This is a genomic window from uncultured Pseudophaeobacter sp., from assembly GCA_905479575.1.
Classification (GTDB): domain Bacteria; phylum Pseudomonadota; class Alphaproteobacteria; order Rhodobacterales; family Rhodobacteraceae; genus Pseudophaeobacter.
The window spans coordinates 43,733-54,981 of the sequence record CAJQNB010000021.1; the positions used below are offsets into that span (position 1 = coordinate 43,733).

The 11,249-nt window shown below is 60.8% G+C and carries 10 protein-coding genes and 2 pseudogenes; 5 read left to right on the forward strand and 7 right to left on the reverse strand.

Annotation, left to right across the window (positions count from 1 at the left end):
• Positions 1-55: 55 nt before the first annotated feature.
• From arsB to uxuA, 5 genes and pseudogenes are all read right to left on the reverse strand, one after another.
• On the reverse strand, positions 56-1,105 hold the full coding sequence (gene arsB, locus QZ268_RS08205; RefSeq protein WP_295450800.1) for an ACR3 family arsenite efflux transporter: 1,050 nt from the start codon (positions 1,103-1,105) through the stop codon (positions 56-58).
• 121 nt (positions 1,106-1,226) lie between these two features.
• Positions 1,227-1,307 (reverse strand): annotated as a pseudogene (locus QZ268_RS08210) (IS6 family transposase); the annotation flags it as partial.
• Positions 1,308-1,428: 121 nt separating this feature from the next.
• Entirely contained in the window at positions 1,429-2,349 is a 921-nt protein-coding gene (locus QZ268_RS08215) for a sugar kinase (RefSeq protein ID WP_295450802.1), read from the reverse strand.
• Positions 2,346-3,791 carry a mannitol dehydrogenase family protein gene (locus QZ268_RS08220; RefSeq protein WP_295450805.1) on the reverse strand — a complete coding sequence of 482 codons (1,446 nt, stop codon included), beginning with the start codon at positions 3,789-3,791 and terminating at the stop codon, positions 2,346-2,348. Before QZ268_RS08220 ends, QZ268_RS08215 begins: the two co-directional genes overlap by 4 nt.
• 11 nt (positions 3,792-3,802) lie before the next feature.
• On the reverse strand, positions 3,803-5,014 hold the full coding sequence (gene uxuA, locus QZ268_RS08225) for a mannonate dehydratase (protein ID WP_295450808.1): 1,212 nt from the start codon (positions 5,012-5,014) through the stop codon (positions 3,803-3,805).
• A gap of 98 nt (positions 5,015-5,112) precedes the next feature.
• On the opposite strand from uxuA, the gene QZ268_RS08230 reads away from it, so the two are divergent.
• The 5 genes from QZ268_RS08230 to QZ268_RS08250 all read left to right on the forward strand — a co-directional run bounded on the left by QZ268_RS08230 (position 5,113) and on the right by QZ268_RS08250 (position 9,731).
• On the forward strand, positions 5,113-5,859 hold the full coding sequence (locus QZ268_RS08230; RefSeq protein WP_295450810.1) for a GntR family transcriptional regulator: 747 nt from the start codon (positions 5,113-5,115) through the stop codon (positions 5,857-5,859).
• Complete coding sequence (locus tag QZ268_RS08235; protein WP_295450812.1) at positions 5,856-6,827, forward strand: TRAP transporter substrate-binding protein; 972 nt, start codon at positions 5,856-5,858, stop codon at positions 6,825-6,827. The genes QZ268_RS08230 and QZ268_RS08235 overlap by 4 nt, the downstream gene beginning before the upstream one ends.
• A 64-nt stretch (positions 6,828-6,891) precedes the next feature.
• Positions 6,892-7,398: a TRAP transporter small permease subunit gene (locus QZ268_RS08240; protein ID WP_295450814.1), complete on the forward strand. Its 507-nt coding sequence runs from the start codon at positions 6,892-6,894 to the stop codon at positions 7,396-7,398.
• A 3-nt stretch (positions 7,399-7,401) separates the two neighbouring features.
• Positions 7,402-8,679 (forward strand): TRAP transporter large permease, encoded by a 1,278-nt coding sequence (locus QZ268_RS08245; RefSeq protein WP_295450816.1) that lies wholly within the window; start codon positions 7,402-7,404, stop codon positions 8,677-8,679.
• 8 nt (positions 8,680-8,687) lie between these two features.
• Complete coding sequence (locus QZ268_RS08250) at positions 8,688-9,731, forward strand: L-idonate 5-dehydrogenase (RefSeq protein ID WP_295450819.1); 1,044 nt, start codon at positions 8,688-8,690, stop codon at positions 9,729-9,731.
• 60 nt (positions 9,732-9,791) lie between these two features.
• Here QZ268_RS08250 and QZ268_RS08255 read toward each other — a convergent pair.
• Both QZ268_RS08255 and QZ268_RS08260 read right to left on the reverse strand, forming a co-directional pair.
• Positions 9,792-9,992 (reverse strand): annotated as a pseudogene (locus QZ268_RS08255) (IS30 family transposase); the annotation flags it as partial.
• Between the two features lie 182 nt (positions 9,993-10,174).
• Positions 10,175-11,185: an IS30 family transposase gene (locus QZ268_RS08260; RefSeq protein ID WP_295450822.1), complete on the reverse strand. Its 1,011-nt coding sequence runs from the start codon at positions 11,183-11,185 to the stop codon at positions 10,175-10,177.
• Positions 11,186-11,249 lie beyond the last annotated feature (64 nt).

The window sequence follows — 11,249 nt, forward strand, 5'->3', positions numbered from 1 at the left end:
GGCCTCGGCACAGCTCTGATCAAGATTGCCGATCAGGGCTGCCGCCGATCAGGCGTTAGCTATGGGACGGGAACCTGCTGCGGGTCCGATTGGCAAAAGCCACCAGCGACAACATGACAGGCACTTCGACCAGCACGCCGACAACGGTGGCCAGTGCGGCCCCAGAGTGCAGGCCAAACAGGCTGATCGCAACCGCCACGGCCAGCTCAAAGAAATTTGAGGTGGCGATCATTGCACAGGGGGCTGCGATGCGGTGGGGAACCTTCAGCACATGGGCGGCCCCATAGGCGAGCGCAAACATACCGTAACTTTGAATAAGGATGGGCACAGCTATCAGCGCGATCACCATGGGCTTGGCCAGAATCACCTCTCCCTGCAAACCAAACAGGATCACCACGGTGGCAATCAAACCGATGATGGACAAAGGTTTGACGCGGGCTTTAAAGGCATCAATCGCCTCTTGCCCGCCCAGAATGCGCCGGGTGATGAGGCCGGCAATCAAAGGCAGCACCACATAAAGCAGGGTGGCCAGAACCAGAGTGGACCAGGGCACCGAGATCTCTGTCACCCCCAGCAGAAAGGCCACGATTGGGGCAAAGGCCACCACCATGATCAGATCATTCACCGAGACCTGCACCAGCGTATAGGTGGCATCCCCACGGGTGAGCTGCGACCAGACAAAAACCATGGCAGTACAGGGCGCTGCCCCCAACAGGATCAGCCCGGCGGTATATTGCGCCGCATCCTCAGGCGCGATCCAGGGGGCAAACAGGGTGTCAAAGAACAACACCGCCAAAAAGGCCATGGTAAAGGGTTTGATCAGCCAATTGACCACGAGCGTCACCAGCAAGCCCTTGGGCTGGCGGGCAACGCCAGAGACCGCGCCAAAATCAACACCAACCATCATCGGATAGACCATGGCCCAGATCAGCACGGCCACAACCAGATTGATCGAATAGACCTCAGCTGCGGCAATGGCATTGACCACACCCGGCGCAAAAGACCCCAGTGCAATGCCTGCGGCCATCGCAAGCGCAATCCAGACGGTCAGGTAGCGTTCAAAAAATCCAATAGCAGAATCGGTCGGGGCAGGGGTGGTGCTCATAGATAGGTCCTTTGTGGCCAGGGCGGCCCAAAGACAGCCCGCTCACCTCCCGCATGCAGATACAAGCACAGAGGATCCAAACCAAGGTTTTTATGCAGCCTTGTTCAGGCATCCCCTGCAAGCGGGTGACCCACAGCCTGATCGCTTCCCGGCTGACAACCACGCCCCGCTCTGCCATCAGGTCTTCAACATCTGCCGTCGCTCGCGTCAGAAGGAACGCTGGATCTACCGCGACAGCTCGATCCACGCACCACCCCCGCCGGTATGTGGATCAAGTCACATCATGTTTCTCGGAAGCAAGCCAGGTTGCACGCGTTCGCAGGTCAGTCCATCTGCGTTTTGCTTATCTTATCCTTCGGCATCAGCCCGCCCCGGTGACCGACGACCTGCCGGGCAATACAGTGGCCTGAAGCGACGGCCGCGTGCAGCGGCTGGCCGCTTGCCAGTGCGGCCAGGAAAGCTCCGTTGAAACTGTCCCCCGCCCCGGTCGTGTCCACCGGTGTCACCCGCGCGAAACCATCGAACTCGCTTCTCCTGCCCCCGTGCGAGGCCGCGATCCGTCCGCCGCCGTTCTTGACCACGACAGTGTCGACGCCCAGGGCGACATAGCGCATGACCGTGTCATCCGGCGTCGCGTCGCCAAAAGCCGTCCGCTCGTCGTCAAAGGACGGCAGGACGATGGTGGCGACACGCGCCATCTCGGTCAGGGCCTCTACCGCCGATTGCGGGTTTTCCCATAGCCGGGGTCTCAAGTTGGGATCGAAGGAGATCGTGCACCCCTCGCTGCGGCGTTGACGCAGAACCTCGATGAGCGCAGCACGTCCCACAGGCGGCAGGATCGCAAGGGTTATCCCGGAGACATGCAGAACATTTGCGTCTGCGGTCAACGCCAGAAGCCGGTCCGGATCGCTCGCCAGGGTTCGGGCAGCGGAGGTGTCGCGCCAGTAGGTAAAGCTGCGCTCCCCATCGTGCAGCGAAATCATGTACAAGCCGACGGACCGGGTCGGGTGGGTCAGCACCCGATCGGTCTCAAGCCCGTTTTCGGCCAAAAAGGTCGGAATGCGCTGCGACACCTCGTCGGTGCCGATGCAGGTCCCATAGGCCACGACCCAATCGGCGGGCAGGCAGGCGCGCGCGTACCATGCGGTGTTCAGCGTATCGCCGGCTATACCCATACGCCAAAGATCGCCTTTGGCAGCGGACAGCTCCAGCATACATTCCCCGATCGAGACAAGGCGCTTCATGCAACCTCCTGTGCGATGACATCCGCCATGGGACGGGTCAGCATTGCGTGAAGCAGCTCTTCGACCTGAGCCCAGAATACGTCGTCCCGCGTGAGCGCGGTTGGCACGAAGGATGCGTCGCGCAGCGCGAAAACGATCTGTGAAGCGGGCTGACCCCGTGTCATAGCACGCAGGTCTTTCGCGCGCGGGTCGCGCACCTCGTAAGCTGCACAGTCGTGGGTCGACCCGGTCAGATGGCGCATCCAAGCTGCCGTGGCAAAGGCGAACGGACGGAGGTCCTGACCTGTGCTGCTGGCGTACTGCGCGGGGGCGAGGATACGCTGTGTGATCTTCTCCGACCCGTCCATGGCGATCTGGTAGGTCTCATGCGCCAGATGCGGATTGCAAAACCGCTCTTCGAGCTGGGCCGCGTAACCGGCGAAATCCACACCCGGCAAGGGCCGCAACGTCGCGGCGGCGGCGTAGAGGTGGCGCGAGACGAGGCGCGACAAGGCAGGATCGGCCATGACATCGCGCACGTAGCGATGCCCTGCTGCAAAACCGGTGTAGGCCAGCATCGAGTGGGCACCGTTCAGCATCCGCAGTTTCATCGCCTCGTAAGGGCGCACGTCATCTGTGAAGATCGCGCCGCCCGCCTCCCATTTCGGGCGTCCTGTCGGGAACGAATCTTCGATCACCCATTGGTGGAACCCTTCGGTCTCGATAGCGGCTTCGTCGGCATGGCCGGTCATCCGGCTTGCAAGCGCGAGGGTTTCGAGCGTGGGGGCAGGGGTGATCCTGTCCACCATGGTCGCGGGAAAGGCCACGTCGAACGTGATGTGATCGACCAGTTCGGGTGCCGCATGGCGGCAAAAATCGATCAGCAGGCTGCGCAACACGGGACCATTGTCTGGAAGATTATCACAAGACAGAACAGTGAAGGGCGGCACGCCCGCCGCGCGGCGTTGACCTAACGCGCGGACCAGAAGACCGGCCAAACCCTGTGGTTCGGCTGGATGGGACAGGTCATGCGCGATGGCCGGGTGATCGATTGCTATGCCCCCCGTCGCCCGGTCCAGCCCGTAGCCCTTTTCCGTCACTGTGATCGAGACGATCCGTGTGGCGGGATCCTGAAGCGCGGCCTCAATCGCGGCGCGGTCGGTCTTGAGACAATGGGCCGCTGCAATGGACCCAATCACACGCGCGCGGCTGCCGGAAAAGTCCCGTTCGATGACCGTGTAGAGCCCGTTCTGCGGCTGCAGTTCGCGCGATGGTGCCTCGCTGCGCAGGCTGACCCCGACGATGCGCCAGTCGCCGCCCGAATGCTCTATCGCGTCGTCAGTATAGGCGGCTTGGTGTGCCTTGTGGAACGCGCCCAGACCCAGATGGACGATCCCCGCACCATGATTTTCACGCCGGTATGCGGGAACGCGCACGTTGTCCGGCATGCCTTCGAGTGCCATCAGCCGTGTCATCATGTTTGGGGTCGCCCGTGCTGCAGCCCTGCGATTACACCGCGCAATTCGGCCAGCCCCTTTAGTCGACCGATGGCCGGATAGCCTGGCTGCGCTTTGCGGTGCAAGTCATCAAGGATGTCCTGGCCGTGATCAGGACGGAACGGGATCGACCAATCGTCGCGACCCTGCGCGCGGCGCTTGTCCTCTTCGTTCAAGGCAGCGGCGATCAGGGCCACCATGTCCGTGTCGCCCTCAAGGTGTTCATCCTCAAAGAAAGATCCGAACAGGGCATCGCTTTCGCGTTTCACGTTGCGCAGATGCAGAAAGTGTACACGGTCGCCCAACCGTTCCATCATCCCCGGCAGGTCATTGTCCGACCGCGCCCCGAGCGAGCCGGAACACAAGGTAATCCCGTTGGCGGGCAGATCGACGGCCTGCATGACCTTCCTGTACTGCGCCTCGGTGGACATGATGCGCGGCAGGCCCAGCAGCGGCACCGGCGGATCGTCGGGATGGCAACACAGGCGCAGGCCTCTGGCTTGCGCAACGGGGGCCACTTCTTCAAGAAAATCGATCAGGTGCCGACGCAGACGGTCTTCGTCGATGGCGCTGTATTCGGCAACATGCCGGCGAACATCGTCGAGCGTGAAGCTTTCCGCCGCGCCGGGCAGGCCGAACACGACATTCTTGGCAAGATCTTCGCGGTGTGCCTCGCTCATCGCCTCGAAACGTGCCGTTGCCTCATCACGCAGGGCATCGTCGAAATCATCGGCGGCCCCGTCACGTTTCAACACGTGCAGATCGAAGGCCGCGAAATCGACGAGGTCGAACCGCATGCATGTGGCACCAGAGGGCCGCGCCCATGCGAGATCCGTGCGGGTCCAGTCGAGGACAGGCATGAAATTGTAGCAAATCACCGACAGGCCGGCGTCTGCCAGATTATGAAGGCTTTGTTTATAAGCCTCGATATGGTCGCGCCATTGGCCCGTCTGTTTCTTTATATCCTCGGACACCGGCAGGCTTTCGACGACGTCCCACGCAATGCCGGAGGGGCTGCCGTCCTTCATTGTGGCGATGTCGCTTTGGCGCGCGGCAATCTCGTCCGGCGACCAGACCGCGCCTGTCGCTACGTGGTGCAAGGACGAGACGATCCCCGTCACCCCCGCTTGTCGCGTGTCGTCGATCGACACGAGATCCTTCGGCCCGAACCAACGCCATGTCTGTTTCATCTCTTATCCTCCCGAGTCGCTTGGCACGGTCTTAACATAACCAACTGTTGCTGACTAGTATGGAAGTATGGTAGATACTGTGAGGGAGGAGACGAATCATGACGGCACATAGCCCTATTGCGAATGACCTGGATCCATCTGCGGCAATCTCACCGCAGATCCATGTCCGCTTGCGCGAGGCCATCATTCGCAATCGCTATTCCCCTGGTGATAACATTTCCGAAAGCGAAATCGCGCGGGCATGTTCGGTCAGCCGCCAACCTGTCCGCGAAGCGTTCATCAAGCTGTCCAGCGAAGGTCTCGTCGCTATTCGGCCGCAGCGCGGTACCGTCATAACGAAGATCGGCTACGGCGCGGTGCTGAGTTCGCGATTCCTGCGCGAGGCGATTGAGGCGGACATCGTGGCGATCCTAGCCGCGACCCCGGATCCCGCTGTTGTCCAGGACCTTCGCGCCCAGCTTAAGGCGCAGGCGGCGGCGGTGCATGGCGATCCGCACAACTTCATCGGCATGGATGACCGCTTTCACCGCACCTTGGCCGACGCCGCCGGCAAGGCCGATGCCTGGCGCCTGATCGAGGGGCTGAAGTCCCAGATGGATCGGGTCCGATTCCTATCGCTGGGTCACTTGCCTGTCCTGAAACTGATCGAACAACACAAAGCGGTCGTCGACCGCATAGAGATCGGCGATTGCGCGGGGGCCAATGCGGCCATTCGGGGCCACCTGCGCGAGATTCTCAACGACCTGCCGCAGATCCTAATGGCAAATCCCGACTTTTTCGACGTGCCGGACGGGCCCATTCCCGAACCGGTCAACGCACCCATCCAAGGAGGAGACGACACATGACATTCAACTGGAAAACAACCTTCGCAGCGGCATCCGTCGCGGCAATGTCGGCCATCCCGGCCTTCGCGCAGGACATGACACTGCAGCTGGGCCACCTCGCTAACGAGGACAACCCGTGGCACCTGGCCTCCGTCAAGTTCGGCGAGGAACTGTCCGCGCTGACCGACGGCCGTATCGCGGTCGAGGTGTTCCCGAACGAAAGCCTCGGCAAGGAAATCGACCTGATCAACGGCATGCAACTGGGCACCGTCGACATGACGATTACCGGCGAAAGCCTGCAAAACTGGTCACCCATGGCCGCCCTGCTGGCCGTGCCCTACGCCTACCGATCAATCGAGCATATGGACGAAGTGGCGTCCGGTGACATCGGCGACCAGATCAAGGCAGAGATCATCGCGAACGCGCAGATCCGCCCCATCGCCTATTTCGCACGCGGCCCGCGCAACCTGACGTCGAACCGCCCCATCGCCAGCCCCGACGATCTTCAGGGTCTGAAGATGCGCGTGCCGAACGTGCCGTTGTTCGTCGACACTTGGCAGGCGCTTGGCGCGAATCCCGGTCCGATGGCGTTCTCAGAGGTGTTCACCTCGCTTCAGAACGGCACTATCGAAGCGCAGGAAAACCCCCTTGCCCTGATCCGGTCCGCCAGCTTCGCCGAGGTGCAAAGCCACGTGAACCTGACAGAGCACGTACGCAGCTGGATCTATCTGACCATCGCTGAATCCAAATGGAAGCAGCTGAGCGAAGAAGATCAGGGCCACGTCATGGAAGCCGCTGCGCGTGCACAGGAGTACGAGCGTGAATTGTTCGAGCAGTCCGTCGCAGACGACCGTGCCTACCTTGAAGAGCAGGGCATGACCTTCGTCGAGGTCGACGGAGCCGCGTTTCAGGCGGCAGCCAAGGATGCGGTCTTGATGAATGTCAGCGACGAAGTCCGGCCCATCGTCGAAGGCCTCTTTACCGAGTGATCCCTCCCCGCGGCGCCGCTTCGGTGGCGCCGCAACCGCCACATTCACTTGCCAAGGATGTTTCATGAAACCCCCCGATACGATCATTCATCTTGTGACACGGCTGGCCCAATGGGGCACCGGATTGTCCTTCGCGGTTCTGATCGTCGCCGTCCTTGTGCAAGTCACCGGTCGCCTCACCGGCATCGCCTTTGTCTGGACCGAGGAGCTCACCCGCTATGCTTTGCTGTTCATGGTAGCCTTTGGGGCGGGGCTGTCTTTCCGCTCGGGCGATCTGGTCAACGTCGATGTGATCTGCGAAAGCCTGCCCGGACGCGCGCCCTGGAACCTGCGGCTGATCGCGGCCTTGGCGACAAGCGGGCTGGCACTGTATCTGCTGCCGCACGCCTGGCGCTATACCAGCATCGGATCGATGCAGACATCCCCTGCGCTGGGTCTGCGCATGGATTTCGTTCACGTTACCGTCTTCTTGTTGCTGGTCTTCCTTCTGGTGTTCGCTGCGTTGCGTGTGCTGGGTATGGTGACTGGCAAGGAAAACGGCCTTCCCGTCAAACCCGAAGAGGACCTCTGACACATGGGCGTCACCGTACTGTTCCTCGTTTTCATCGGCGGCCTGATCGTTGGAATCCCCGTTGCCATCACGCTGGGCATTTCTTCGCTTGCCTATTTGCTTTTGTCGGGCATCCCCGCCGTCGTGATGCCGCAAAAGATGTATGCCGGCATGGATGTCTTCGTGCTGTTGTCCATTCCGGGCTTCATCCTGGCAGGCAATCTGATGAACCGCGGCGGAATCACACAGCGCATCATCCGCTTCGCCAATTCGCTGGTCGGCTGGATCAGGGGCGGCCTGGGTTTGACCAACATTGCGGCCTCCATGCTGTTCGGCGGCATCACCGGCACGGCCGTGGCCGACGCCGCCTCGATCGGGGGCGTCATGATCCCTGGTATGAAGAAGGCCGGCTATCCGGCTGATTTCTCCGCCGCTGTCACGGCTGCCTCCTCTACCGTGGGGCCGATCATTCCGCCATCCGTGCCGATGATCATCGTGGGGGCGCTGTCCGGCATATCCGTGGGGCAGATGTTTCTGGCCGGCGCCATTCCCGGCATCCTGATGGGGCTGGCGATGATGGTCACGGCCTACGTCATCTCCCGTCGCCGCAATTTCCCACGCCAGCCGTGGCAAGGGTTCAAAGAGGTCGCAAAATCCTTCGCCGGGGCGTTCTGGGCGCTGGCAATGACGTTCCTGATCATCTACGGCTTGCTGTCCGGCCTTGCCACGCCGACTGAAACCGCCATCGTGGCGTCGGTCTATGCCTTCATCGTCGGCGCGTTCATCTACCGTGAATTGCCAGTCCGAGAACTCCCCGGCATCGTCGTCGAAAGTGGCACCTCTGCTGCAGGTATCTTGGCGCTCGTCGGGTTCGCCAACGTGTTTGGCTGGATCCTGGTGTCGGAACGCATCCCGCAGACCATCGCGGACGGTGTACTCAGCTTCACCGACAATCGGTTCCTGGTCATTCTGCTGATCAACCTCCTGCTGCTGTTTGTTGGCATGTTCATGGAAACCATCGCCGCCCTTATCATCCTATTCGTACCGCTTCTGTCCCTGGCTGAAGCCGTCGGGATCGAACCATTGCACTTCGCTACCTTTGCAGTGCTGAACCTGATGATCGGCCTGACCACCCCGCCCGTCGGTGTCTGCCTTTTTGTTTGCGCGGGGATCGCACGGCTGCCGCTGATGCCGGTGGTCAAAGCAATCCTGCCGTTCCTGCTGACCAACATCGCGGTACTTCTGGCGGTGTCCTACATTCCTGCCCTGGCAACATGGTTGCCGTCCCTTCTGATAAAGTGAGGTTCCCGATGGAAACCCGAGTTTGCCGCCTCCACGGTCAGGACGATCTGCGCATTGAAACCGATGTCGTCGAGGCTCCCAGCGAAGGTCAAGTCCTGCTGGCCATGGCGTCAGGCGGTATATGCGGGTCGGACATGCACTACCTGTCACAAGGCGGAATTGGCACGATCCGCGTGCGCGAACCGATCATTCTGGGACACGAAGCGTCTGGCCGCGTTTTGGCCGTGGGCCCGGGAGTCGACGGCTTGGCCGAAGGAGACGGTGTCGCCGTAAACCCCAGTCGCCCCTGCGGCACGTGCCCGTATTGCCTCGACGGGCTGACCATGCACTGCTTGAACATGCGGTTCAACGGATCGGCCATTCGTCTACCGCACGAACAGGGGTTATTCCGCTCCCGAATAGTCGTGAGTGCCGCGCAATGCGTCAAGGTCCCCCCCGAGGCCGATCTTGGGGCCGTTGCCTGCACCGAACCCCTCGCTGTGTGCCTGCACGCCGCCCGTATTGCGGGTGATCTCGCCGGCAAGCGGGTCCTGATCACCGGCGCGGGGCCCATCGGCGTTTTGTGCTCGGCAATCGCCGCAAAGGAAGGCGCGTTTGAAATCGTGGTGACCGACCTTCAGGACGAAGCTCTTGCTGTCGCGTCCCGAATGGGGGCGACGCGCTGCATCAACGTGATGCAAGACGCCGAAGCGATGACCGTGTTCGCTGCAGACAAGGGCCACTTCGATGTGGTTTTTGAATGCTCTGCGGCCGAACCCGCGATCCGATCCGCCATCGCGGCCTTGCGCCCGCGTGGGACGCTAGTGCAGGTCGGTGTCGCAGGCGACACACCGCTCCCTTTGAACGCGATCGTAGCAAAAGAGCTGCGCGTTCTGGGCACTTTCCGTTTCGACGCCGAATTCGCTGAAGCGGTCGAAGCGATTGTCACGGGCCGGATCGACGTTCGCCCGATGATCACCCAGAATTTCCCGCTGGAGCAGGCGCTGGAGGCCTTCCGTGCCGCCACGGACCGTTCAAAGTCGGTGAAGGTGCACCTGATCCTGTCGGAGTAGCGAACCCTCGAGGTGAGCGATACTTGATCCGCGACTCGTGTCGGTGTCAGGTTAGGGGTGTCATCGCGTTTCCCCCACATTCTTTTCGCGGAAGACCTCGGCAGGGGTCTTCCACCCAAGACACTTCTGCCGTGTGTAGTTGAAGCGATCACAGATCACCTTCATATCGTGATCTGTGCAATGCCGGATGTCGCGCTCGCAGGGCAGCCACCTTTGAAGGCGTTGGTTTGTGTTCTCGACTGTGCCTTTCTGCAAAGGGCTGGACCTTTGCCTGCATCCAGCGCTCAATCTTGCGTCGTTCTGTGATACTCAGTTGTGTGTAGACGGTGCCCATGCCGATCCCTCGCGTTAGGTAAGATGCTGTTTTCTAACAAGAGTCGTAGTTGGTGGTAGCGTGCACCCGATGTGAACTCACGGTGAAGTGCAGTTCTTGATATCTCGTTTTACTCCAACCGGTTCTGAATTTCCATCAGGTTGCTTTCAAAGACCTCAGCGGGCGTCCGGTAGCCAAGGCACTTGCGCGGCGTTTCGTTGAGGCGGTGGCAAATCGACCTCAAATATCGATTTGTCAGCGCCGTCGGTGCGGTTGATCTTGGCAGGTATCGGCGCAGCCTGTTGTTCGTATTCTCAACAGTGCCTTTCTGATAGGGCGCTTGCGGGTCACAGAACCAGGCATCCGCACCAATCCCGGCCTTGAGATGTTTCCAGGCCGAGAACTCGGTGCCGCGGTCGAAGGTGATCGACTGGCGCGCGTCGGCGGGCAGGGGAGCCAGCCCTTGGATCAGCGCCTCCATAATCGGCTTTGATGTTCGATCCTCGTTGCGCATGACGACAGCGTACCGGCTGACGCGCTCGACCAGTGACGTCACGTTTACCTTCCCATGCTCCTTGCGGAACATCATCAAGTCGCACTCCCAATGGCCGAATTCTAAGCGTTCTGAGACGCGCTCAGGCCTGTGTGACAGGCTTTGAACGTCGAATATGTGGGTTCTGTTGTGCCTGCGGTAACCACGCGGCCGACGGCGGCGGCGATGCTCAGGGAGATGGCGGTAGAACTGTTCCTCGCGACCGTCTTTGGAATAGGCAAAGCGATAGATCGTCTCGTGGCTCACGCGGATCGGGTGCCGTTCGAGCCGCATCCGGCCGGCGATCTGTTCGGGCGACCAGCCAGCCTTCAGGCGGTCTTCGATGGCGGCTTTCAAATCAGGGTGAATGATCATCTTGCGATGGATCGCGCGGCGCTGCTCATATTTGTCCTGAGCGACGAGCGCGTGATACCCACTTAACTCAGGCAGTTCGTCGTCCGTGTACCGATTACGCTTAATGTCTCGGTAGATCGTGGACGGGTCGCGACCCAGTCGATCCGCGATCTCTGAAATCGGCATTTTGGCTTCAAGCCACTTTGCAAGCTTGCGACGTTCGTCCAGCTTCAGGTGACAGTAGTGGGTTCCCATTCTTCATCCTCCGTGCAACTCTCTGTTTTAGTAAAGAATTTGCACTTCGTTTGTGAATCCACCC

Bases quoted from the DNA above. Each gene is read 5' to 3' on its own strand.
- arsB (WP_295450800.1), bottom strand. From the start codon at position 1,105: ATGAGCACCACCCCTGCCCCGACCGATTCTGCTATTGGATTTTTTGAA.
- QZ268_RS08215 (WP_295450802.1), bottom strand. From the start codon at position 2,349: ATGAAGCGCCTTGTCTCGATCGGGGAATGTATGCTGGAGCTGTCCGCT.
- QZ268_RS08220 (WP_295450805.1), bottom strand. From the start codon at position 3,791: ATGGCACTCGAAGGCATGCCGGACAACGTGCGCGTTCCCGCATACCGG.
- uxuA (WP_295450808.1), bottom strand. From the start codon at position 5,014: ATGAAACAGACATGGCGTTGGTTCGGGCCGAAGGATCTCGTGTCGATC.
- QZ268_RS08230 (WP_295450810.1), top strand. From the start codon at position 5,113: ATGACGGCACATAGCCCTATTGCGAATGACCTGGATCCATCTGCGGCA.
- QZ268_RS08235 (WP_295450812.1), top strand. From the start codon at position 5,856: ATGACATTCAACTGGAAAACAACCTTCGCAGCGGCATCCGTCGCGGCA.
- QZ268_RS08240 (WP_295450814.1), top strand. From the start codon at position 6,892: ATGAAACCCCCCGATACGATCATTCATCTTGTGACACGGCTGGCCCAA.
- QZ268_RS08245 (WP_295450816.1), top strand. From the start codon at position 7,402: ATGGGCGTCACCGTACTGTTCCTCGTTTTCATCGGCGGCCTGATCGTT.
- QZ268_RS08250 (WP_295450819.1), top strand. From the start codon at position 8,688: ATGGAAACCCGAGTTTGCCGCCTCCACGGTCAGGACGATCTGCGCATT.
- QZ268_RS08260 (WP_295450822.1), bottom strand. From the start codon at position 11,185: ATGGGAACCCACTACTGTCACCTGAAGCTGGACGAACGTCGCAAGCTT.